Annotated in this window: 25 protein-coding genes; 18 read left to right on the forward strand and 7 right to left on the reverse strand. The window is 41.9% G+C overall.

Annotated features, from left to right (window positions below; genetic code table 11):
• Positions 1-103 precede the first annotated feature (103 nt).
• The 10 genes from glyQ to BTW01_RS07510 all read left to right on the forward strand — a co-directional run bounded on the left by glyQ (position 104) and on the right by BTW01_RS07510 (position 11,248).
• Positions 104-991 (forward strand): glycine--tRNA ligase subunit alpha, encoded by an 888-nt coding sequence (gene glyQ, locus BTW01_RS07465; RefSeq protein ID WP_162102379.1) that lies wholly within the window; start codon positions 104-106, stop codon positions 989-991.
• On the forward strand, positions 984-3,023 hold the full coding sequence (glyS, locus tag BTW01_RS07470; protein WP_162102380.1) for a glycine--tRNA ligase subunit beta: 2,040 nt from the start codon (positions 984-986) through the stop codon (positions 3,021-3,023). Before glyQ ends, glyS begins: the two co-directional genes overlap by 8 nt.
• 135 nt (positions 3,024-3,158) lie before the next feature.
• Positions 3,159-3,797 carry a transcriptional regulator CcpN gene (ccpN, locus tag BTW01_RS07475; RefSeq protein WP_162102381.1) on the forward strand — a complete coding sequence of 213 codons (639 nt, stop codon included), beginning with the start codon at positions 3,159-3,161 and terminating at the stop codon, positions 3,795-3,797.
• Between the two features lie 25 nt (positions 3,798-3,822).
• The gene (locus BTW01_RS07480) at positions 3,823-4,635 is read left to right on the forward strand and encodes a pyruvate, water dikinase regulatory protein (protein ID WP_162102382.1); all 813 of its coding nucleotides are present in this window, start codon (positions 3,823-3,825) and stop codon (positions 4,633-4,635) included.
• Positions 4,636-4,888: 253 nt separating this feature from the next.
• Positions 4,889-5,383, forward strand: a complete 495-nt coding sequence (locus BTW01_RS07485; RefSeq protein WP_162102383.1) for a YaiI/YqxD family protein — start codon at positions 4,889-4,891, stop codon at positions 5,381-5,383.
• A 33-nt stretch (positions 5,384-5,416) separates the two neighbouring features.
• Entirely contained in the window at positions 5,417-7,228 is a 1,812-nt protein-coding gene (dnaG, locus tag BTW01_RS07490) for a DNA primase (RefSeq protein WP_162102384.1), read from the forward strand.
• Positions 7,229-7,424: 196 nt separating this feature from the next.
• Positions 7,425-8,540, forward strand: coding sequence for an RNA polymerase sigma factor RpoD (gene rpoD / locus BTW01_RS07495; RefSeq protein WP_162102385.1), 1,116 nt, complete (start codon positions 7,425-7,427; stop codon positions 8,538-8,540).
• Positions 8,541-8,870: 330 nt separating this feature from the next.
• Positions 8,871-9,233 (forward strand): cytochrome c550, encoded by a 363-nt coding sequence (cccA, locus tag BTW01_RS07500; RefSeq protein WP_162102386.1) that lies wholly within the window; start codon positions 8,871-8,873, stop codon positions 9,231-9,233.
• Between the two features lie 250 nt (positions 9,234-9,483).
• A complete protein-coding gene (trmK, locus tag BTW01_RS07505; protein WP_238391407.1) occupies positions 9,484-10,134 on the forward strand; it encodes a tRNA (adenine(22)-N(1))-methyltransferase TrmK in 651 nt (216 codons plus the stop codon).
• Positions 10,127-11,248 (forward strand): Nif3-like dinuclear metal center hexameric protein, encoded by a 1,122-nt coding sequence (locus BTW01_RS07510; protein WP_162102387.1) that lies wholly within the window; start codon positions 10,127-10,129, stop codon positions 11,246-11,248. The genes trmK and BTW01_RS07510 overlap by 8 nt, the downstream gene beginning before the upstream one ends.
• Positions 11,249-11,270: 22 nt before the next feature.
• Here the strand turns inward: BTW01_RS07510 and BTW01_RS07515 are convergent, their stop codons facing one another.
• A complete protein-coding gene (locus tag BTW01_RS07515; protein ID WP_162102388.1) occupies positions 11,271-12,215 on the reverse strand; it encodes a 4-hydroxy-3-methylbut-2-enyl diphosphate reductase in 945 nt (314 codons plus the stop codon).
• Positions 12,216-12,336: 121 nt separating this feature from the next.
• On the reverse strand, positions 12,337-13,143 hold the full coding sequence (vrrA, locus tag BTW01_RS07520; RefSeq protein WP_162102389.1) for a VrrA/YqfQ family protein: 807 nt from the start codon (positions 13,141-13,143) through the stop codon (positions 12,337-12,339).
• Between the two features lie 168 nt (positions 13,144-13,311).
• Here vrrA and cshB point away from each other — a divergent pair, with 168 nt between their 5' ends.
• On the forward strand, positions 13,312-14,628 hold the full coding sequence (gene cshB / locus BTW01_RS07525) for a DEAD-box ATP-dependent RNA helicase CshB (RefSeq protein WP_162102390.1): 1,317 nt from the start codon (positions 13,312-13,314) through the stop codon (positions 14,626-14,628).
• A 9-nt stretch (positions 14,629-14,637) separates the two neighbouring features.
• The gene (locus BTW01_RS07530; protein WP_162102391.1) at positions 14,638-15,531 is read left to right on the forward strand and encodes a deoxyribonuclease IV; all 894 of its coding nucleotides are present in this window, start codon (positions 14,638-14,640) and stop codon (positions 15,529-15,531) included.
• Between the two features lie 26 nt (positions 15,532-15,557).
• Here BTW01_RS07530 and BTW01_RS07535 read toward each other — a convergent pair whose 3' ends face one another.
• Positions 15,558-15,812 (reverse strand): DUF2624 domain-containing protein, encoded by a 255-nt coding sequence (locus tag BTW01_RS07535; protein ID WP_162102392.1) that lies wholly within the window; start codon positions 15,810-15,812, stop codon positions 15,558-15,560.
• A gap of 114 nt (positions 15,813-15,926) precedes the next feature.
• Between BTW01_RS07535 and BTW01_RS07540 the strand changes: the two genes are divergently transcribed.
• A complete protein-coding gene (locus tag BTW01_RS07540; protein WP_162102393.1) occupies positions 15,927-16,808 on the forward strand; it encodes a YitT family protein in 882 nt (293 codons plus the stop codon).
• 137 nt (positions 16,809-16,945) lie between these two features.
• The gene (zur, locus tag BTW01_RS07545; RefSeq protein WP_162102394.1) at positions 16,946-17,383 is read left to right on the forward strand and encodes a zinc uptake transcriptional repressor Zur; all 438 of its coding nucleotides are present in this window, start codon (positions 16,946-16,948) and stop codon (positions 17,381-17,383) included.
• A gap of 44 nt (positions 17,384-17,427) precedes the next feature.
• Here zur and BTW01_RS07550 read toward each other — a convergent pair whose 3' ends face one another.
• On the reverse strand, positions 17,428-18,009 hold the full coding sequence (locus BTW01_RS07550) for a hypothetical protein (protein ID WP_162102395.1): 582 nt from the start codon (positions 18,007-18,009) through the stop codon (positions 17,428-17,430).
• 132 nt (positions 18,010-18,141) lie between these two features.
• Here BTW01_RS07550 and BTW01_RS07555 point away from each other — a divergent pair, with 132 nt between their 5' ends.
• Positions 18,142-18,531 (forward strand): DUF308 domain-containing protein, encoded by a 390-nt coding sequence (locus BTW01_RS07555; RefSeq protein ID WP_162102396.1) that lies wholly within the window; start codon positions 18,142-18,144, stop codon positions 18,529-18,531.
• A gap of 25 nt (positions 18,532-18,556) precedes the next feature.
• Here BTW01_RS07555 and ispG read toward each other — a convergent pair whose 3' ends face one another.
• The 3 genes from ispG to BTW01_RS07570 all read right to left on the reverse strand — a co-directional run bounded on the left by ispG (position 18,557) and on the right by BTW01_RS07570 (position 20,967).
• A complete protein-coding gene (ispG, locus tag BTW01_RS07560; RefSeq protein WP_162102397.1) occupies positions 18,557-19,690 on the reverse strand; it encodes a flavodoxin-dependent (E)-4-hydroxy-3-methylbut-2-enyl-diphosphate synthase in 1,134 nt (377 codons plus the stop codon).
• A 122-nt stretch (positions 19,691-19,812) separates the two neighbouring features.
• A complete protein-coding gene (locus tag BTW01_RS07565; RefSeq protein WP_162102398.1) occupies positions 19,813-20,112 on the reverse strand; it encodes a LysM peptidoglycan-binding domain-containing protein in 300 nt (99 codons plus the stop codon).
• Between the two features lie 93 nt (positions 20,113-20,205).
• On the reverse strand, positions 20,206-20,967 hold the full coding sequence (locus tag BTW01_RS07570) for a DUF1189 domain-containing protein (RefSeq protein WP_162102399.1): 762 nt from the start codon (positions 20,965-20,967) through the stop codon (positions 20,206-20,208).
• A gap of 111 nt (positions 20,968-21,078) precedes the next feature.
• Between BTW01_RS07570 and BTW01_RS07575 the strand changes: the two genes are divergently transcribed.
• The 3 genes from BTW01_RS07575 to BTW01_RS07585 all read left to right on the forward strand — a co-directional run bounded on the left by BTW01_RS07575 (position 21,079) and on the right by BTW01_RS07585 (position 23,751).
• Complete coding sequence (locus BTW01_RS07575; protein WP_162102400.1) at positions 21,079-21,561, forward strand: DUF456 domain-containing protein; 483 nt, start codon at positions 21,079-21,081, stop codon at positions 21,559-21,561.
• 182 nt (positions 21,562-21,743) lie between these two features.
• Positions 21,744-22,352, forward strand: coding sequence for a superoxide dismutase SodA (gene sodA / locus BTW01_RS07580; RefSeq protein WP_162102401.1), 609 nt, complete (start codon positions 21,744-21,746; stop codon positions 22,350-22,352).
• Positions 22,353-22,458: 106 nt separating this feature from the next.
• Positions 22,459-23,751, forward strand: coding sequence for an MFS transporter (locus BTW01_RS07585; protein WP_162102402.1), 1,293 nt, complete (start codon positions 22,459-22,461; stop codon positions 23,749-23,751).
• Positions 23,752-23,835: the final 84 nt, after the last annotated feature.

Raw genomic sequence — 23,835 nt, forward strand, 5'->3', positions numbered from 1 at the left:
GGGAGAACTCTCGTCCCTATGTTTGCGGCTGGCAAGCATAGAGACGGGAGTTTTTTGGTTGCTGCCGCAGTCATCTTATGAAGGAAAAGTGGAGGTGCTTGAAATGAATATTCAAGACATGATTCTAACATTGCAAAAGCATTGGTCTAATCAAGGCTGTGTGCTTATGCAGGCTTACGATGTAGAAAAAGGGGCCGGCACGATGAGCCCATATACGTTTTTGCGCAGTATCGGCCCTGAGCCGTGGAAAGTGGCTTATGTAGAGCCTTCCAGACGCCCTGCAGACGGCCGCTATGGGGAGAACCCGAACAGACTGTATCAGCATCATCAGTTTCAGGTCATTATTAAACCATCTCCTGATAACATTCAAGAACTGTATTTAGATTCCTTGCGCGCTCTTGGAATTGATCCTCTTGAGCACGATATTCGTTTTGTTGAAGACAATTGGGAAAATCCATCTTTAGGCTGCGCGGGTCTCGGCTGGGAAGTATGGCTTGACGGGATGGAAATCACACAATTCACGTATTTCCAACAGGTCGGAGGACTAGAGTGTAAACCGGTTTCTGTAGAGATTACATACGGAATTGAGCGCCTCGCGTCTTATATACAGGATAAAGAAAATGTTTTCGACTTAGAATGGACGCCAGGATTTACAGTAAAAGATTTATTCATGATGGCAGAATATGAGCATTCCGTTTATACGTTTGAAACGTCTAATGTCGATATGCTGTTCCAATTGTTCAGCACGTATGAAAAAGAAGCGATCAAGCAAATGGATAACGGACTTGTCCATCCTGCATATGATTATGTATTGAAATGCTCGCACACCTTTAACCTGCTTGATGCCAAAGGTGCGATTTCTGTTACCGAGCGAACAGGCTATATCGCAAGAGTGCGGAATTTAGCAAGAAAAGTAGCAAAAACGTATTATGAGGAACGAGAAAAACTAGGGTTCCCAATGCTTAAAGGGGAGGGCTCTTCTCATGAGTAAACAGGATTTACTTTTAGAGATCGGTTTAGAGGAAATGCCGGCGCGCTTTTTACATGATGGCATGGTTCAGCTTGGCGACAAGCTGACAGGCTGGCTTGAAGAAAAAAATATCACTCACGGTGAAGTGAAGCTTTTTAACACACCGAGACGTCTTGCAGTATTCGTCAAGGATGTAGCAGAAAAGCAGGATGATATAAAAGAAGAAGCGAAAGGGCCTGCGAAAAAAATTGCCCTTGATGCAGACGGTAACTGGACGAAAGCGGCAATCGGCTTTTCAAAAGGCCAGGGAGCAGATGTAAAAGACCTATATATCAAAGAAGTAAAAGGCACAGAGTATGTGTTTGTGCAAAAATTCCAAGCCGGCCAAGAAACGAAATCGCTTCTGCCGGAATTGAGCGGTTTAGTTACAAGCTTGCATTTCCCGAAAAACATGCGCTGGGGCAATGAAGATTTGCGTTATATCCGTCCAATCAAATGGATTGTCGCTTTATTCGGGCAGAATGTCATTCCATTTTCAATCACAAATGTTGAGTCTGGACGCTTAACACAGGGACATCGTTTCCTCGGACATGAAGTGTCAATTGAATCGCCTTCAGCCTATGAAGAGCAGTTGAAAGAACAGCACGTGATTGCTGATCCTAACGTCCGAAAACAAATGATTCAATCTCAGTTGGAAGCGATGGCTGCAGAGAACAATTGGAGCATTCCAGTTGACGAAGCCCTTCTTGATGAAGTAAACCATTTAGTAGAATACCCGACAGCTCTTTACGGTTCATTTGAATCTGAGTTTCTGTCAATTCCTGAGGAAGTGCTTGTCACGACAATGAAGGAGCACCAGCGCTACTTCCCTGTCAAAGGCAAGAACGGTGATTTGCTGCCTCACTTTATTACAGTCCGAAACGGGAACAGCCATGCGATTGAAAATGTTGCTCGAGGCAATGAAAAAGTGCTGCGCGCGCGTTTATCTGATGCTTCATTCTTCTACAAGGAAGATCAGAAGCTAAATATTGATGCAAACGTGAAGAAGCTGGAAAACATTGTTTTCCACGAAGAGCTTGGTTCGCTTGCTGATAAGGTTAGACGAGTTACTTCAATCGCGGAAAAGCTAGCTGTCCGTCTTCAAGCTGATGAAGACACATTACAACATGTAAAGCGGGCTGCTGAAATTTCTAAATTCGATCTAGTCACACATATGATATACGAATTCCCTGAGCTCCAAGGAATTATGGGTGAGAAATATGCGAGAATGCTCGGTGAAGCTGAAGCTGTAGCTGTGGCAGTGAATGAACACTATATGCCGAGATCAGCAGGAGGAGAAACGCCATCCACCTTTACCGGAGCTGTTGTAGCAATGGCTGATAAGCTTGACACAATCGTTTCGTTTTTCTCTATCGGTGTTATTCCGACCGGTTCTCAGGATCCTTACGGGCTGCGCCGACAAGCGAGCGGTATTGTTGCGATTCTCCTTGACCGCAACTGGGGGATTTCGTTTGAAGAGCTGCTTACTTTCGTCCAAACAGAAAAAGAAAATGACCTGCTGGATTTCTTTACTCAGCGCCTCAAATATGTGCTGAATGCTGAACAGATCAGACACGATGTCATCGATGCTGTGCTGGAAAGCTCTGAGCTTGAGCCGTATTCAGCGGTGCATAAAGCACAAGTGCTGGAGCAAAAGCTTGGTGCGCCGGGCTTTAAGGAAACAGCTGAGGCTTTAGGCCGAGTGATCTCTATCAGCAAAAAAGGGGTTCGCGGAGACATTCAGCCTGATCTGTTTGAAAATGAATACGAAGCAAAACTGTTTGATGCCTACCAAACAGTAAAGCAAAACCTGCGGGAAAACTTCAGCAAAAAAGATTACGAGGCGGCGCTTGCATCACTTGCAGCCTTAAAAGAACCGATTGAGGCTTACTTCGATCATACAATGGTTATAGCAGATAACGAGACATTAAAGGCAAACCGTTTAGCGCAAATGGTAAGCTTGGCGGATGAAATCAAGTCCTTTGCGAATATGAATGCCCTTATTGTAAAATAAAGAGAGAAAAGGCGGTTGCTGTGTGATCGGTAATCGTCTTTTCCCTATTTATAAGTTTTTTTTGTTTGATGACAAGATATTTACGATATAATATGGATTATTATTTCTTTACATAAGATATGAAGTGAAAAGGTGGTGAGTACGATCGAACTAAATAAACGGCAAGAACATATTTTGCAGATTGTAAAAGAAAACGGGCCGATTACAGGGGAGCATATTGCAGAAAAGCTGAACCTCACCAGGGCAACATTGCGACCGGATTTAGCCATACTCACCATGTCAGGATTCCTCGAGGCGCGCCCGAGAGTCGGTTATTTTTACACTGGGAAAACCGGTACCCAGCTTTTGGCGGATAAACTCAAAAAGCTGCAGGTGAAAGATTTCCAATCTATCCCCGTCGTAATTCACGAAAATGTTTCAGTGTACGATGCGATTTGCACCATGTTTTTAGAAGACGTGGGTACTCTTTTTGTGGTGGACGGCGATGCTGTTTTAGTCGGAGTGCTTTCGCGAAAAGATTTGCTGAGAGCCAGCATAGGCCAGCAGGAGCTTACATCTGTCCCTGTTCACATCATCATGACAAGGATGCCGAATATTACGGTGTGCAGGCGTGAGGATTATGTGATGGACATTGCAAAGCATTTGATAGAAAAACAAATTGATGCATTGCCTGTCATCAAAGATACAGATAAGGGCTTTGAAGTAATCGGCAGAGTGACAAAAACAAATATGACAAAAATACTTGTCAGCTTATCTGAAAATGAAATCCTATAAGACGGCAAACTAACGGGGGGATAATATGAATAATCGCATCATCTATGTTGTATCGGATTCCGTCGGTGAAACAGCTGAATTGGTCATAAAAGCAGCGCTAAGCCAATTTAACGGTTCGGCGGACGATACACATGTAAGAAGAATACCTTATGTTGAAGATATAGGCACAATCAATGAAGTGATTTCCCTTGCAAAGACAGACGGCGGCATTATTTGTTTTACACTCGTGGTGCCAGAGATCAGAGAATATTTGATTGCCGAAGCGGAAAAAGCAAATGTGTTATATTATGATATTATTGGCCCGTTAATTGATAAAATGGAAACAGCCTACGGTTTAACAGCGAAATACGAACCGGGGCGGGTGCGCCAGCTTGATGAAGATTATTTCAAAAAAGTAGAGGCCATCGAGTTTGCAGTGAAATACGATGATGGACGTGATCCAAGAGGGATTTTAAAAGCTGATATCGTGTTGATCGGTGTATCCAGAACGTCTAAAACACCGCTGTCCCAGTATCTCGCCCACAAGCGCCTGAAGGTTGCAAATGTTCCGATTGTTCCCGAGGTTGATCCGCCGGAAGAACTCTTTCATGTTGACCCGAAAAAATGCATCGGCTTAAAGATCAGTCCGGACAAACTGAATCATATCAGAAAAGAACGATTAAAATCACTCGGGCTCAATGACAGAGCGATTTATGCAAATATCAACAGAATCAAAGAGGAACTGGAATACTTCGAAAAGATTGTGGATCGGATCGGGTGCCAGATAGTGGATGTTTCAAATAAAGCGGTTGAAGAAACAGCGAATATTATCCATCATCTCAAAACAAAAAATATGTAACTCAGGACGCTCTATCCTGGGTTTTTGGTTATGCCAAAAGGGAATAATGAAAAATAATAGCATCTTTAAGAAGTTTGTATTATAATAAAAAATTGTGATAAAATGATTAATTTTAGGTTTAAGGTTCGTGTGATACGAATAAACTATTATGGGTAAGATGTCAAGAATTTCTCCGGGAAATTTTTCGACAAACGTAAATACATCCGCAATGATAAAGGGTGTGTGAATTTGCTTGCTTTTATGCAGGAGTTTAATGGAGGGATGGAGAATTACTCTTCTTAATGAACAAGAAAAGACGATTTTTGTCGATGCAGATGCTTGTCCGGTAAAAGATGAAATTTTACAAACAGCATCCCATTATGAAGTTCAAGTTCTTTTTGTCGCTTCATTTGAACATTATCAGCTTTCCAGAAGCAATGAAGAAAAATGGAAGTACGTTGATCCTCATAAAGAAGCTGCTGATTTATATATCGCAAATCACGTAAAGCCGGGAGATATTGTTGTAACACAGGACATCGGTTTAGCATCCCTGCTGTTGAATAGAAATGTCTCCGTCATGTCGGAAAGAGGGCGTCTCTACAAAGAAGACACGATTGATTTTGCTCTTGAGAGCCGTCATCTTTCTGGTAAACAAAGGAAAAAAGGCATATACAGTAAAGGGCCTAAAAAATTGAATAATGAAGATCGAGAACGATTTATTACACTGCTGCAAAAAATCCTGTCGAATGATGAAGGGATTTTGCACTAATGCATCGAATAATGTACGACGGAGTGTTATAAGATGGGAAATCGGATACCAGATGAAATTGTGGATCAGGTGCAAAAGTCGGCAGATGTCGTTGAAGTCATAGGTGATTATGTTCAATTAAAGAAGCAAGGCCGAAACTATTTTGGACTCTGTCCTTTTCATGGAGAAAGCACACCTTCGTTTTCCGTATCGCCCGACAAACAGATTTTTCATTGCTTTGGCTGCGGAGCGGGCGGCAATGTTTTCTCTTTTTTAAGGCAGATGGAAGGCTATACATTTGCCGAGTCGGTTTCTCACCTTGCTGACAAATACCAAATTGATTTTCCAGATGACATAACAGTCCATTCCGGAACCCGGACAGAATCGTCTGGAGAACAAAAAATGGCTGAGGCTCATGAGCTCTTGAAGAAATTCTACCATCATTTGTTAATAAATACAAAAGAAGGTCAAGAGGCACTGGATTATCTTCTTTCCAGAGGCTTTACGAAAGAGCTGATTGATGAATTTCAGATTGGCTATGCGCTCGATTCTTGGGACTTCATCACAAAATTTCTCGTAAAAAGAGGCTTTAGTGAAGCGGAAATGGAAAAAGCGGGTCTCCTGATCAGACGCGAAGACGGCAGCGGATATTTTGACCGCTTCAGAAACCGCGTCATGTTTCCAATCCATGATCATCACGGTACGGTTGTTGCTTTTTCAGGCAGGGCGCTTGGCAGCCAGCAGCCTAAGTATATGAACAGTCCTGAAACGCCGCTCTTCCATAAAAGTAAGCTGCTTTACAATTTTTATAAAGCCCGCCTTCATATCAGAAAGCAGGAAAGAGCAGTCTTATTTGAAGGATTTGCGGATGTTATATCGGCTGTAAGCTCAGGCGTAAAAGAAAGCATAGCCACGATGGGGACGTCTCTGACAGATGAACATGTCAAGATTTTGAGAAGAAATGTCGAAGAAATCATTCTTTGCTATGACTCTGATAAAGCCGGTTATGAAGCCACCTTAAAAGCTTCAGAGCTTCTCCAAAATAAAGGCTGCAAAGTCAGGATTGCAATGATTCCTGACGGGCTGGACCCTGACGATTACATCAAAAAGTTCGGCGGGGAAAAATTTAAAAACGATATTATCGATGCCAGTGTCACCGTAATGGCGTTCAAAATGCAATATTTCCGAAAAGGAAAGAACTTGTCCGATGAAGGCGATCGCTTAGCTTACATTAAAGATGTACTGAAGGAAATCAGCTCGCTCTCAGGATCGCTGGAGCAGGAAGTCTATGTAAAACAGCTTGCTGCGGAGTTTTCACTTTCGCAGGAGTCGTTGACTGAGCAGCTGGCTGTTTTTAGCAAGCAAAGCAAACCTGCTGACAATAGCGGTGAAACCAAAACACGGCGAGCGCATCTGACGACAAAGGCAAGGCAAAGACGTCTGCGTCCGGCGTATGAAAATGCAGAAAGGCTGTTACTCGCTCATATGCTGAGAGATCGGACAGTTATCAAAAAAGTAATTGACCGGGTAGGCTTTCAATTTAATATTGATGAGCACCGCGCATTAGCTGCCTATCTTTATGCTTTTTATGAAGAGGGGGCTGAACTGACACCTCAGCATCTTCTAGCCAGGGTGACGGATGAGCATATAAGCCAGCTTTTGTCTGATATACTAATGCTTCAGGTTAATCAAGAACTCAGTGAAGCCGAGTTATCAGATTATGTAAAAAAAGTGTTGAATCACAAAAATTGGTCAATGATAAAAGAAAAAGAGGCGGAAAGAGCCGAAGCCGAAAGGCAAAAAGATTTTTTAAGAGCTGCTTCTCTTGCTCAAGAAATCATTACATTGAACCGATCTTTAAAATAGCTGGTAAAAATGATGAGAAGCATGTATTGGCAATGATTCCTTGCGGAGGAGCAAATAGATCGCTTGACCTCATCATGAATTGTCATTTCATTATTCGCGCATTAATAGGCGGTTCACATAGAAAAGCCTGAATGGACCGAATAAGAATCATACCGCTTATAGAATTCGTTGCAAGCTTTGGAAGGAGGGATCCATAATGGCTGATAAACAAACCCACGAGACAGAATTAACATTCGACCAAGTGAAAGAGCAATTAACTGAGGCTGGTAAAAAACGTGGCGTTCTGACATATGAAGAGATTGCCGAGCGTATGTCCAGCTTTGAAATTGAATCAGACCAAATGGATGAGTATTATGAATTTTTAGGTGAACAAGGTGTTGAATTAATTAGTGAGAATGAAGAAACAGAAGATCCTAATATTCAGCAGCTTGCCAAAGCCGAAGAAGAATTTGACCTTAATGACCTAAGTGTACCGCCTGGTGTCAAAATCAATGACCCGGTTCGTATGTATTTAAAGGAAATCGGCCGGGTTAACCTTCTATCTGCAAAAGAAGAAATCGCCTATGCTCAAAAGATTGAAGAAGGTGACGAAGAATCTAAACGCAGATTGGCTGAAGCGAACCTGCGGCTTGTTGTCAGTATCGCGAAACGGTATGTCGGACGCGGAATGCTGTTTCTTGACTTGATTCAGGAAGGCAACATGGGCCTGATGAAAGCCGTTGAAAAATTTGATTACCGCAAAGGTTATAAATTCAGTACGTATGCTACGTGGTGGATCAGACAGGCGATTACTCGCGCCATTGCCGATCAGGCGAGAACGATCAGGATTCCTGTTCATATGGTTGAAACCATTAATAAACTAATCCGTGTGCAGCGTCAATTGCTGCAAGATTTAGGTAGAGAACCAACCCCTGAAGAAATTGCGGAAGATATGGATTTAACACCTGAAAAAGTACGTGAAATCTTAAAGATTGCACAAGAACCTGTATCGTTGGAAACACCGATCGGTGAAGAGGATGATTCGCATCTTGGTGACTTCATTGAAGACCAAGAAGCAACTTCACCTTCAGATCACGCTGCATATGAGCTGTTGAAAGAACAGTTGGAAGATGTACTTGATACGTTAACTGATCGTGAAGAAAATGTATTGCGCCTTCGATTCGGTCTTGATGACGGCCGTACAAGAACATTAGAAGAGGTCGGCAAGGTATTTGGAGTAACGAGAGAGCGTATTCGACAAATCGAAGCTAAAGCGTTGCGGAAACTAAGACATCCTAGCAGAAGTAAACGTTTGAAAGATTTCCTCGAATAGAATGGAACGGGTCTTGTAGATCCGTTCTTTTTTTGTTTTTAAAAGATATATGGTTAAGATGCCTTTATTTTACTGAAAAATGAAGTCATTTGCAAATGAACATTGTGACGAAAAGTTTCAAAATACGATTCCATATTTTCTATTGTAAGCGTATACAATCCATTATACAATAGAATAAAAAGAATATTAGAGGAAGAGATTTGTTTCTATTCAATTTTGTATAAAGTGTGAATAAAAAAAATTTGTATAGTAATCCATTTACATTTTGTAAAAATAAGTTAGAATTAGAAGTGTTTACATAGGGGTAAGGATCACAAAGGGGGAAGGGAAATGAAATGGAACCCGCTTATTCCATTTTTATTGATCGCTGTTTTAGGAATTGGTCTAACTTTCTTTTTTTCAGTAAAGGGACTTGATGATTCTCGGAAAATTGCAAGCGGCGGAGAAAGCAAATCTGCTGAAAAGGAAGATGCAAACGCTTCACCGGAGGATATATATAAGGCAAATTGCATTTCTTGCCACGGTGAAAATTATGAAGGTGTTTCAGGGCCGAGCTTAAAAGGTGTAGGGGATAAGAAGGACGTCGCTGACATTAAAACAAAGATCGAAAAAGGCGGTAATGGAATGCCTTCAGGGCTTGTTCCGGCCGATAAGCTGGATGATATGGCAAAGTGGGTGTCTAACATTAAATAAAAATGTATTTCTCCTTATATGTTCTCAGGCCGCCGAGACGATCTCGTCAGCCTTTTATTTTTGTCTGCCGCATGTAAACACAACAAAAGAAATAAACTGAAAATCATTCACTCAGCTTGGATTCCGGGCTGATTTTTTATATGATAGTAAAGGAAAAAATGATGGAGAAAAGTTGTGATGACAAGTGAATGAATTAAAATTATCTAAACGACTGCAAACAGTAGCAGAATACATACCGAATGGGGCGGTGGTGGCTGATATCGGGTCTGATCACGCTTACCTTCCATGTTATGCGGTGCTGAATCATAAAGCCAGCGGGGCAATTGCGGGAGAAATAACAGACGGTCCGTTTCTGTCAGCCAAGCGGCAGGTTGAAAAATCAGGCTTAAGCGCGCATATATCGGTAAGACAAGGAGATGGTTTGGCGGTCCTAAGAAAAGGTGAAGCCGATGCCATTACGATTGCCGGAATGGGCGGATCATTGATTGCTCACATTTTAGAAACGGGTAAAGACAAATTAACGGGGAAGGAGCGGCTTATTTTACAGCCGAATATCCATGCTGTTCATATCAGGGAGTGGCTTTATAAAGAAGGATATGAATTGACAGATGAAATGATCCTTGAAGAAGACGGAAAGTGTTATGAGGTGCTTGTCGCTGAAGCAGGGGACAGAGATGCGGCCTATGCCGGTATTTCTTTATCAGCCGGAATGCTCGTCGGTCCTTTCTTGGCTAAAGAAAAGAATGCTGTCTTTTTGAAAAAATGGACACAAGAGTTTCAGCACACGCAAAGTATTTATGAACAAATCAGCCGAGCTGCAAGTACAGAGCAGAATAAGCAGAAATTAAAGGAGCTCGCAGAACGAATAGAGCTGCTAAAGGAGGTTATCGATCATGGCTAAAAACGTAAATGGGCAGCAGATTATCCAGCTGTTTGAGCAATTTTCCCCGAAATCCTATGCGGTCGAAGGGGATAAAATCGGCCTGCAAATTGGCACTTTAAACAAACCAATTCAAAATGTGATGGTTACACTTGATGTATTAGAGAGTGTAATCGATGAAGCGATTGAAAAAGAGGTTGATTTAATTATTGCACACCATCCTCCTATTTTCAGACCGTTAAAGCACATTTCAACAGATCAGCCTGCCGGAAGGTTAATTGAAAAGTGTTTGAAGCATGATATTGCCGTTTATGCAGCCCATACTAATTTAGACGTTGCAGACGGCGGTGTGAATGATTTGCTTGCTGAAGCATTAGAGCTGAGTGAAACAGAGGTGCTGGTGCCTACTTACACCGATCCTTTGAAAAAGCTGGCCGTATACGTACCGAAAGAGTATGAAGAGCAGGTCAGAACGGCGCTCGGAAATGCGGGAGCAGGTCATATTGGCGAATATAGCCATTGCGCGTTTTCATCTGAAGGAATCGGCAGCTTTAAGCCATTAGATGGCGCTCAGCCTTTTATTGGGGAAGTGGGAGAACTTGAACTTGTTCATGAAGTTAGGCTTGAGACTGTGTTCCCTAAAAGTATCGAAAAAGCTGTTATAAATGCAATGATAAATAGCCATCCATATGAAGAAGTCGCTTACGACATCTATCCTGTCGAACAGTCTCCTGCTGAAAAAGGGCTCGGCCGTGTCGGAACGCTCAAACAGGAGATGACACTTCAGGAATTCGCTTTATTTGTAAAAGACAAGCTCGAAGTGAATGGCGTCAGAATGGTGGGTGAAGCTGACAGCTTGGTGAAGAAGGTAGCTGTTCTGGGCGGAGATGGAAACAAGTATATTCATCAGGCGAAACGAAAGGGCGCCGATGTTTATGTGACAGGAGATTTATACTTCCATGTGGCTCATGATGCGATGATGCTAGGATTGAATGTTGTTGATCCGGGTCATTATGCAGAGAAAATCATGAAAGAAGGCGTCAAGAGAAAACTGGCGTCAATGTGCAGTGATAAAAAGCTGGCCGTAAATATATTTGTTTCTGAAACAGATACAAATCCATTTACATTTCTATAAAAAAACTGAGGCTTTTACAGCCTCAGTTTTTTGCTTTTACTTTCGGGAGTATTTTTTTGAGCGGTACATTGTGTTCCGTTGTCCAAGTTGATGGATCTCCATGCTCATACTGCTCCAAAAATCGAATGACTTCCTTTGTGATCGGCGTTGGTGTTGAAGCGCCCGCAGTAACTGCGACGGTATTCACGCCTTTCAGCCATTCGAGCTTTAATTCGCTTAGATCGCCGATTCGGTATGCTTTTGTGCCGGCTACTTCCTCTGATACTTGAGCGAGCCTATTTGAATTGTTGCTTTTCGGGTCGCCGACAACGATTGTTAAGTCCGCTTTTGTTGCCTGTTCTGATACAGCTTCCTGCCGCACTTGAGTTGCGAGGCAAATCTCCTGGTGATATTCGACATGAGGATATTTCTCTTTGACAAGCTCCATAATGTCGTGAACGTCCCATTGAGACATCGTTGTTTGATTGGTCACAATTAATTTCTCTGCTTGGATATCAAGGTTTTTCACATCTTCTTCTGTTTCAACTAAGTGAACGATCTCAGGCGCTACGCCCACGGCTCCCTCAGGCTCTGGATGGCCTTTTTTGCCGATATAGATGATGTGATAACCTTTTGCTTTCATCTCTAAAATTAAATTGTGGGTTTTCGTCACATCAGGACATGTCGCATCAATTGCAACTAATCCTTTTTCCTCAGCGATTTTTCTGACTTCGGGAGAAACACCATGCGCAGTAAAAATGACAGTTCCTTTTTCAACCTGCTTCAGGATGTCCAGACGGTTAGCGCCGTCTAAAGTAAAGATTCCTTCCTCTTCAAACGCATCAGTCACGTGTTTATTATGAACAATCATCCCGAGTATATAGATAGGTCTTGGCAAGCTTTTATCTAGTGATGCGTTTTTGGCAATGACCATAGCATCAACAACACCATAGCAATAGCCGCGCGGCGAAATTTTAATTACGTCCATTTCGGTTGTCCTCCAATACTGAAGTGGGTAAAGGCAATATAAAAAGCCGTAATCAAACGGCTCTATTCTTGCATTCTTCTGATCTCATTATAGCCAATCTCACTTCAGATATCAAAGAATGTTAAATATATAATCTCGGCTTTGAACTGCCTGATGTTCTTTTCGGTGAAGAAGATGCATTTTTCTTTTTCTTTGGAGAAGGTGTCTTTGATTCTTGTTCTTTATTATCGGGTGTTTTTGATTTCTTGGGCTGAGAAGAACTTTTGGGTTTTGATTTTTTGTTCACAGCTTTCTCATCTTTTTCATCTTTCTCATCTTTCTTTTCATCTTTCTTTTCATCTTTCTTTTCATCTTTCTTTTCATCTTTCTCATCAGCGGTTTTTGCTTCAGTTTCATTTTCTGTTTCTGAGGTTTCTTCTGAATCTGTTTGCTTTTCGTTTTCCTCATTGCTCTCTGCATCATCACTTTTACTTAATTGGCTGTACAGCTTCATCATTGCCGGCAGATTGCGGACTAATGGGCCATATTGCTGGATCATAGGAGTAACTTGCTGCGCCATGCCGAGCACTTTCTGAACATTCCCGAGCATACTTGATAAAGATGCGGGATTGGCGATGTTTTGAATGCCTTGCAGACCTGCTCCTCCACTCGCTGCTACGCCTGTTCCTGGGACTCCGACGCCGCCAGCGCCACCTCCGCCGGGTAAGAATTTTGACAGCATTCCTTTTAGGCCTCCGCCAGCGCTATTTCCCGCTCCGGCATTTGCCTGGGGGAAAAATGCTCTCGTTTGCTGAAAACCTTGCTGCTGCGGTCCAAATGATGGTCTGCTCATATTAAACGCTCTTCTACCCATCATTTGCTGATTTGGCATAGGGCGGGGCGGTCCTTGCTGCGGAAAATTTCTCATCGGCTGCTGCGGTGAAAACATACTTGTACCTCCTTTCAGCTCTCTCTGCTATTAGAATATGCATGGGCCGCGGTATTTGCTTTATAAAACTGAATAAAACAACCGCCTTGCAAACGTGGTGTTTTTATACAAAATCGGGTATAATGTGATGATGGACACAGAATGTGCCGCTTTAAGGAGCTGGGAAAAATGAAAGAAACGAAATTTGAACTTTATGAATTGAAACCATTTATTATAGATGCAGTACACCGCCTTGGTTTTTACGAACCGACTGATATACAGAAAAGGCTGATCCCTGCAGTGTTAAAAAAAGAAAGCGTCATCGGCCAGTCGCAGACGGGAACTGGAAAGACACACGCTTATTTACTGCCTTTAATAAACAAAATCGATCCTGCTAAAGATGTGGTTCAGGTAGTTATTACGGCTCCAACAAGAGAGCTTGCCAACCAGATTCATCAAGAAGCTCTGAAAATCACACAGGGTGAGGAAGGCAGCCGTATTCGCTCGAAATGTTTTATCGGAGGAACAGATAAACAAAAATCAATTGATAAACTGAAGACACAGCCTCATCTCGTTGTCGGTACGCCTGGACGGATTGCTGATTTAATCAAAGAACAGGCGTTAAGTGTTCATAAAGCGGAAGCTCTCGTCATTGACGAAGCTGATTTAATGCTGGACATGGGATTTATTGCAGATGTAGATTACATTGGTTCCCGTATGCCTGAGGATTTGCAGATGCTTGTGTTCTCAGCGACCATTCCGGAAAAGCTGAAACCATTTTTGAAAAAATACATGGAAAATCCGAAATATGCTCATGTGGAGCCAAAACAGGTGACTGCTGCGAAAATCGAACATATTCTCATTCCTTCGAAACATCGTGACAAGGACAAGCTTCTTTTTGACATCATGTCTCATCTGAATCCATATTTAGGAATTGTGTTTGCCAATACGAAAAACACTGCTGATCATATCGCTCAATATCTAACTGGAAAAGGTATGAAAATCGGGCTTCTGCACGGCGGATTAACACCTCGTGAACGGAAAAAAGTCATGAAGCAGATCAATGATTTGGAATTCACTTATATCATTGCAACTGACCTTGCTGCAAGAGGGATTGACATTAAAGGTATCAGTCATGTTATCAACTATGAGCTGCCGGACGATCTCGATTTCTATGTTCACCGTGTGGGCCGAACGGCTCGCGCTGGGTCATCAGGACAAGCGATGACGATTTACGAGCTTTCTGATGAAGATGCATTAGCGAGACTTGAGAAAATGGGCATCGAATTTGACTACTTAGAGCTTGAAAAAGGCGAGTGGAAAAAAGGCGATGACCGCCAGCGCCGCAAGAAACGGAAAAAAACGCCGAATGAAGCGGATGAAATTGCGCAGCGCCTCGTGAAAAAGCCGAAGAAGGTAAAGCCTGGCTATAAAAAGAAAATGGGCTACGAGATGGAGAAAATCAAGAAAAAACAGAGAAGAAGTCAATCTAAAAAAAGAAAGTAGGGGAACCTGTTGCTGAGAATAGGCTCACACGTCTCTATGAGCGGAAAACATATGCTTCTTGCTGCAAGCCAAGAAGCAGTCTCTTATGGGGCGAACACGTTTATGATCTATACAGGCGCACCGCAAAATACGCGCCGCAAGAAAATTGAAGACTTAAATATAGAAGCCGGCCGGGCACACATGCAAGAAAACGGCATTGACGAGATTATTGTACATGCGCCTTATATTATTAATATTGGCAATACGACAAATCCGTCCACTTTTGAGCTTGGTGTCGATTTTCTTCGTTCTGAAATTGAGCGGACAGCTGCCATCGGAGCGAAGCAAATTGTCCTTCACCCCGGCGCTCATGTAGGAGCGGGAGCTGAAGCAGGCATCAAAAAAATAATAGAAGGCTTAAATGAAGTCATTGATCCGAATCAAAATGTCCAGATTGCATTAGAAACAATGGCAGGAAAAGGATCAGAATGCGGCAGAAGCTTTGAGGAGCTTGCACAGATTATAGAAGGTGTGACACACAATGAGCATCTTTCAGTGTGCTTTGACACATGCCATACACATGATGCTGGCTATAGCATTGCTGAAGACTTTGACGGAGTGCTGAATGAGTTTGATCAAATCGTCGGCATTGACCGTATTAAAGTGCTTCATGTCAATGACAGCAAAAATGTCAAAGGAGCAAGAAAAGATCGCCATGAAAACATCGGCTTTGGTGAAATCGGATTTGATGCACTGCAATATGTGATTCATCATGAGCAACTAAAAGACATTCCGAAAATCCTTGAGACACCATATGTTGGTGAAGATAAGAAGAATAAAAAGCCGCCATACCGTTTTGAGATCGAAATGCTCAAAGAAAAACAATTTGATGATACACTGCTTGAAAAAATTTTACAGCAATAAAAAATGGGGGAGTGGTCCCCCATTTTTTAGGTTGTGAATTGTTTGAATAGTTCATTAACGGTTTGGGCTGTTTCTTTTGACGTAATTGTTTCTACTTGTTTCAGCAGCCTCATTCGTTCACTCTCATTGAAAATGTTCACGTTTTTCCCGTATAACAGGTTTGCTACTTCAATGGCCTGTGCTCTTGTTAAATGAATTCCGTATTGTTTTGAGTACTTCAGCAAATCGTCAGCAGTAGCTTGATTAAGCCGCTGCAAAATGATTTTTTGAAATAAAATCATCAATCTTCCACCTCCAAGCTTAATGTATGGACAAATCAGCAAAATGTGTCAGTGTTTAATGGTAAAATCGATTTATAATGTATGTAAAATAGTTATTGCAGGAAAGGAGATTTTATGACCCCGACAAAACAACATAAGAAAGAAACATTTCCCTTCTTTATTTTCAGAGTCTTCTTAATTTTGATAGGCGCTGCCTGCGCGGCTGTGAGCATCGAATTATTTTTAATTCCCAACGATTTTATTGATGGCGGGATCATCGGTGTATCACTTATTTTAGACCACCTCTTTAAGTCAACCCCAATTCTGAATTTTGCTTTATTTGTTGTCGTGTTAAATATTCCCTTTATGATCTTTGGCTATAAATATATAGGTAAGACCTTTCTTGTCTCTACGATGATTGGGATTGGCGGGCTTGCCGTTATTGAATCCTTGCTTCACCATGTAGAAGCTATTACAACACAGCCTATTTTGGCGACTGTATTCGGAGGCCTTTTACTCGGTTTTGGTGTCGGGCTTGTTATCCGAAACGGAGGTTCAATGGATGGTACTGAAATTCTCGGGATTTTACTGACGAAAAAGCTGCCGTTTTCAGTAGGTGAGTTCGTGATGCTCATCAATGTATTCATTTTCATTTGGGCTGTTTTTGTGTTTGGCCCTGAGCAAGCGATGTACTCTTTCATGACTTATTATATTGCAATGAAAACCATTGATGCCGTGATTCAGGGACTTGATGAAACAAAAGCTGTCATTATTGTATCTGATCAATATGATGAGATTTCCGACGCGATTTTGCACCGTCTCGGTCGCGGAACAACAAAGCTGAAGGGAAAAGGCGGATATACGGACGAAGAAAAGGACGTCATTTATGCGGTTGTCACAAGGCTGGAAGTGACCAAGCTGAAATCGATCGTGTTTGAAGTTGATCTTAATGCATTCATTACGATTATGAATACCCATGAGACACGAGGCGGGAAATTCAAAAACGCAATCCACTAGGCTTTCATTTACTTTTATTCATTTAATGGGTATAATTTTATCTGCAGTAAAGAAAATGGCTTGCTGGTCGGACAGCTGCCATTTTCTTTTGCATACATGCGATACGTTCTTAAGCAAAGCGAAAAGGGGGAACCTTCATGAACGTACAAGAAGCGCTGAACCTACTGAAAGAAAATGGATATAAATATACAAACAAACGGGAGGATATGCTGCAGCTTTTTGCTGATTCAGACAAATATCTTACCGCTAAAAACGTACTTTCTGCATTAAATGATGATTATCCTGGTTTAAGCTTTGATACAATCTACAGAAACCTTTCTTTATATGAAGAACTTGGTATTTTGGAAACAACTGAGCTGTCAGGTGAAAAGCTCTTCCGATTTAAATGTTCATTTACTCATCATCATCATCACTTTATCTGTCTTGCCTGCGGGAAAACGAAGGAGATCGAATCATGTCCGATGGACAAGCTTTGTGAGGATTTGGATGGCTATCAGATCAGCGGGCATAAATTTGAAATTTACGGCACATGTCCCGACTGTACAGCGGAAAACCAAAAAAACGCCACTGCATAATTGTGTATATAAAAAAGGGCCCGGTTTTGAAGCGGGCTCCTTTTTCAGTTATTGACACATATGAAATGATGTTTGTTTTTGTCCATCCATTGAACAGCTTCCAGCCAGTTGTTTACTCTAATGATGTTTGAGTCAATCGGAAGCTGGTTATAAGGGGAATTGAATAAAATTACAGGTATACCGGCTTCTTTTGCGATCATCATAGCGTTTCCGTGATGATCCTCAAAAAACAAGTCGATGTTGTGATTTTTAACTGCTTCAACTTTGTGATGGCCGCCAACAAGTTCGATGTGGTCGTAGTGGATGCCTTGTCTGTTAAACCATTCATAGGTAATATCAGTTAAATGAGTCCGTCTCGCTGTAATATAAATAAGCTTGTGCTCCTCTTTGAGGAGGTCAAGCGACTGTTTTGCATGCTGTGCAAGCAATGCTTCTTTATATATAATTGCTTCATTTTGATTCATCCAATCCCAAAATTCTTCTTGGGTAATGTTTAACAGCTTTGTTAAATCATAATCCGTCATATCGTTTAATGAAATGGAAAGATTAAACGAGCGGTTCAAATAAGGGACGAATGTATCTTGAGCCGTGATTGTGCCGTCAATATCTATTCCTAAGCGTAACATGCCCACACTCCTTCAGTTTCATCCCTTCAAGTGTAACATAAACAATTGACATTAACAGAAAAGTTTAGCAAACATGAAACAGGCGAAATAGATCAAACTATAAAAGCTCCTTTAATAAAACAGAAGGGGGAATTGAAGGTGGCAAACGATTACGAAAAACGTGATAACAATGGCTACTATGTTGATCATGGTTCAGAAGGAACAAATATAACCCGTGACAATGATGGTTTTTTTGAGGAAACGTCTGCTGAAATCGCAGAACCTTACCGTGCTGCTGACCGCCGCAATGACCGAGAAAATGACCGCAGTGGAGACAATGTCAATGAAGGACGCGGAATAGGCTATATTGCTTTAGCCTTGTCGATTATTTCATTGTTTGTACTGCCTGTTTTATTGGGCGCTGTCGGTATTATTGTCGGATATATTGCAAGAAGAAGAGGTGCCCAAGGCCTTGGCGCTTGGGCAATGGGTATCGGTGTTGTCTCATTAGTGCTTGGAATATTTATTATTCCATTTTTTTAACACAAAAAAGCTTGACGGGTTCCCGTCAAGCTTTTTGTGTCTCTTCTTTTAAATTCGCTTTTTCAGCTTCAAGCTTTGCATAGTGTTCCTCTGCAAGAATGTCAATTTCTTTCTTGAGTTCCTCTACCATTGTTTCCTCTGGAACCTTTCGGACAATTTTTCCTTTCCGGAATAACAGTCCTTCACCGCGTGCTCCGGCAATACCGATATCAGCTTCTCTAGCTTCACCAGGACCGTTTACGGCACAGCCGAGAACAGCGACTTTAATCGGCGCTTTTATTTTAGAAATATACTCTTCCACTTCGTTGGCGATGCTGATAAGGTCAATCTCAATACGCCCGCAAGTCGGACATGAGATGAGTGTGGCAGCATTTGAAGCTAACCCGAAAGATTTTAGAAGCTCCCTTGCTACTTTTACCTCTTCCACAGGGTCTGCGCTTAATGAAATACGCAATGTGTTCCCGATGCCTTTGCTTAAAATTGCGCCGAGTCCTGCTGCGCTCTTTACTGTGCCGGCAAACAGTGTTCCTGACTCGGTAATCCCGAGATGCAGCGGGTAATCAAAAGCTTTTGATGCTTTTTCATATGCCTCGATCGCAAGGTTTACATCAGATGCCTTCATGCTGACGATAATATCATGAAAGTCAAGATCTTCAAGGATTTTAATATGATGAAGGGCGCTTTCTACCATTCCATCAGCAGTCGGATAACCGTATTTTTCTAAAATCCGTTTTTCCAGTGAACCAGCGTTAACGCCGATTCTGATCGGAATCCCTTTTTCTTTAGCTGCTTTAACGACCGCTTCGACTTTTTCGCGGCGGCCGATGTTGCCGGGGTTGATTCGGATTTTGTCTGCGCCGCCTTCAATCGCTTTTAGCGCAAGCTTATAATCAAAATGTATGTCAACAACGAGCGGAATCGAAATGCGTTTTTTAATATCTGCGATGGCGTTTGCTGCCCGTTCATCCGGACATGCCACCCGGACGATTTGACATCCGGCTTCAGCCAAACGGTTAATTTCCGCCACTGTTGCTTCTACATCATGTGTTTTTGTTGTTGTCATGCTTTGAATGACAACCTCATTGTTGCCGCCTATTGTTAAAGGTCCCACTTTGACGGGACGCGTTTTTGTACGATGTGTGATTTCACTCACTTGCAATCGCTCCTTAATTGTAGTTGCCGCTTCTAGATGTAAACAGTTCTAGTATGGTTTATGTGAATTTATTTTACAAATTACATTGTACCAGTGTCTTCGCCAAACTGACAAGAAATTAACGTTAATTAGGGGTAGACCGGGAATTTATACGCTGTACCGGCTTGAATGGTGTTGGCCTTTACGTTGGGATTCAGTGCTTCAAAATCCTTTACGATGTCATCTGGAGAATCTGCTGTTCCGACGATTGACATAACCGTGTCACCCGGCTTTACCTTCACCGTTTTAAACGCTTGTCCTTGTGGAGCCGTTTTTGCTGATGCTTTATAGACAGGGAGGTCTTGAATGGGGATCGTTCCAATTTTAAGGTCATAAAAAAGAATAAAAAGAATAAAAACAACGCTGCATACAAAGATGACACGCTTCATCGCTTTTCCTCCCGCATACAAAATTTATACTATAGTATGCTTGTCCAATTTGATTCATGACAAAAGAAAAGAGACTGCGAATGCAGTCTCGGGTTATACAGGAACTTTTTTAGACGGAATCTCTTTTAAAACAAGGAATAGGATGACAAAGTTGACAAACCAGTTCAGCAAAAATTCACTTGGAACGATCACTTCTAACGCGCGCATGATTGTAAAGAATACAGTCGAAAGGGTGATGGAATAAGCAGAAAGCTTCCAGAGCTGGTGATAGGACAGGTGCTTTTTCTGTGCATTCCTAATGATGATCCCGATAAGCGCTAAAAACGATACTTCAATAAACTTTCCTGCAGCTGTCACAAGAAAAATGAGAACTGAGAGAACAGTTACGATCATCGTTTGATTTTGATTTAAACCTGCAACAACATCTTTTTTTGTCAAATCTGACGGCATCATGGAGTAGGGCATTTCTTGGGCTTGTCCGTCAATGCACAACACAAATTTGTTCTGAAGGATGCCAATCGCGTTTTGTTTTGCTTTAATTTGCTCAGTGCCATAGGCGTCTGTCGGATCAAACACAATAACGAAACCATTTGCCTCTGATTCCGTGGCTTTTTTCTCATCCGTTTGAAGTTTGCCGTTTGAAATTGTGAAATCAGGGAAATCTTTGTTTAAAACGGTTTTAAAGCCGTTCATTGAATTTACAGTCCCTGAGCTTACATAATAAGCGGTTGGAATTGCAAAAAGGACAGAAAGCAAAAATACATAGAGAATTGCTTTCCCGATTCCTTGAAATCTTGTTTTTGCAATATCACGGGGAGAGTATGTACTTTTGATGAAAAGCTGAAATACATTCACTATCTTCACTTCCTAGCTATACTTAATATATGTTGCTTATTGTATCGTTGCCTGCGTGTGAATACAAGGAAGACATGAAGAAGATAGATGAAGAAAGGGAGAATGGATACTATGGATTTGTTGTATTGGCTGTTGATTGCGGCGGTATTTATCATCGCTTTTGTCGGGCTGGTGTACCCCGTTATTCCGAGTGTCGTATTTATTGTTGCCGGTTTTATATTGTACGGATTTTTGTTTTCGTTCAGCCCGTATTCTTATATGTTTTGGCTCATTGAAGCTGTTTTTGCCGCCGTATTATTCGCCGCAGATTATGTCTCTAATCTGATTGGAGTCAAAAGGTTCGGCGGAAGCAGGGCCGCTATATGGGGAAGCACGATCGGTTTATTGATCGGACCTTTCGTCATTCCGGTTGCGGGAATCATATTAGGGCCGTTTATCGGCTCGGTTTGTGCAGAACTTATCGTCCATCAAAAGGACATCAAGTCAGCGTTTAAAATCGGGCTCGGCTCACTCATTGGTTTTCTATCTGGAGTGATTGCGAAGGGTGTCATACAGCTTTTCATGATCGGATATTTTTTATGGACGGTCCTATAAGAATGAAGGTAGGCAGGTTTAAGGGCACGGATTATCGGTTAAAGTGAAATATGTCTGCTGAAATGAACCGCAGTGTGAGCTTTTTCATTGATTACAAAGTATTCTTTTGGTACATTAAATGAAGGAAAGGCTCGCTGTGAAAGCGGCATTTCAGTACATATATAACTAAGGAGGAATTTATCATGTCTTACAAACTTCCAGAACTACCTTATGCGTACGATGCTTTAGAACCGCATATTGATAAGGAAACTATGACTATTCACCATACGAAACACCATAACACATACGTGACAAATTTAAACAAAGCGGTTGAAGGAAACACTGCTCTTGCAAACAAATCAGTTGAAGAGCTTGTTGCAGATCTTGATTCTGTTCCAGAAAACATCCGCACTGCAGTTCGCAACAACGGCGGCGGACACGCGAACCACTCATTATTCTGGACACTTTTATCTCCAAACGGCGGCGGTGAGCCGACTGGCGCACTAGCTGATGAGATCAATAGTGTATTTGGAAGCTTTGACAAATTCAAAGAGCAATTCGGAGCAGCTGCGGCTGGACGTTTCGGTTCTGGCTGGGCATGGCTTGTTGTGAACAATGGCAAACTTGAAATCACAAGCACACCAAACCAAGATTCTCCGCTTTCTGAAGGCAAAACACCTATCTTAGGTCTTGACGTTTGGGAGCATGCTTACTACCTTAACTATCAAAACCGCCGTCCTGACTACATTTCAGCATTCTGGAATGTTGTGAACTGGGACGAAGTGGCTCGTCTATACAGCGAAGCAAAATAATGACACGAACAAGGCCCTGCTTGCAGGGTCTTGTTTTTTTATGTCTTCTTTTTACATATCTCGGTTTGAGTGAGACAGACTAAGGGATAGTAAAGGGGAGTCAGTAATGAGCAAACTAAAAAAAGTGATTGGCGATGTAGAGGTAAACAAAGGGTTACTCTTTCTGCTGACCATTGGCGGACTTTACTCACTGGGAATTGCACTGTCCAATACATTTGTGAATGTGTACCTTTGGAAGCAGTCAGGAAAATTTGTTGATTTGGCGATATATAACTTATCCATTGTGACGATGCAGCCGATAACCTTTTATTTGGCTGGACGATTAGCCAAAAAAATAGACAGGGTGTTCATTTTAAGGTTCGGTGTCATCTTTTTAGCTGCCTTTTATTTAAGTGTGCTTTTAGCCGGAGAAACAGCGGCCAGCCGTCTCGTTCTGATCGGTGCGGTGCTCGGGGTGGGTTATGGCTTTTATTGGCTTGCGTTTAACGTGCTGACCTTTGAAATAACAGAACCGGAGACGCGAGATTTCTTCAACGGATTTATGGGTATTTTGTCTTCCTCTGCAGGAATGATCGGTCCGATTGTAGCCGGGTTCGTTATCTCAAGACTTGAAAATAATACGGGTTATACAGTGATTTTCAGCCTCTCTCTCAGTTTATTTGCTCTGGCTGTTATGATGAGTTTCTTCTTAAAACGAAGAGAATCTAAGGGCCGTTTTATGCTGAGTAAAGTATTTGGAGAGCGCCATAGCAATATGAATTGGCGGAGAATCACGAATGCGCATTTTTTTCAAGGGTTGAGAGAAGGGATTTTTGTCTTTTTAATTAGTGTATTTGTTTTTATTGAGACAAACAGCGAACTGGCCCTCGGCACATTCGGACTCGTCAACTCAGCCGTTTCCTTCTTTGCCTACTACTTTGCCTCCAGGCTGATTAAGAAAAAGGCGAGAAAAAAATCAATTTTGCTGGGCGGACTTATTCTATATGGCGCGCTGTTTTTGATTTTGTTTCATATGAGCTTTACGACGTTATTGACGTACGGCGTTTTTATTGCCATCGGATATCCGCTTTTGCTCGTGCCATATGTATCACTTACATATGATGTGATCGGCCGGGCGAGGCATGCCAGAAAAGCAAGAATTGAATATATTGTTCTGAGGGAACTATTTTTAAACGCTGGCAGGATTGTTTCCATCTTATGCTTTCTTCTCATCGTAGCCCTTTTAAAAGAGGAAGTGGGAATTCCTTTGTCACTCGCGATATTGGGCATAGGACATCCGCTGATTTATTACTTTGTCAAGGATATCAGTTTTAAGGAAAAAGAAGAGGAAAATGAAACCATGGAAGAAGACGGCCAAAAACGGGTAACGGAACCGAATCTTTTAAAAGGCGAAAGATAATTTTTTGTCAAAAAGGAGTTATCTGTAGAAAAAAGTCGAAAAAACCTTTAAAATGAAAACTGGCACTCTTACTTGAGTGTCTTT

This window comes from Bacillus sp. SKDU12 (assembly GCF_010093085.1).
GTDB lineage: Bacteria > Bacillota > Bacilli > Bacillales > Bacillaceae > Bacillus > Bacillus mexicanus.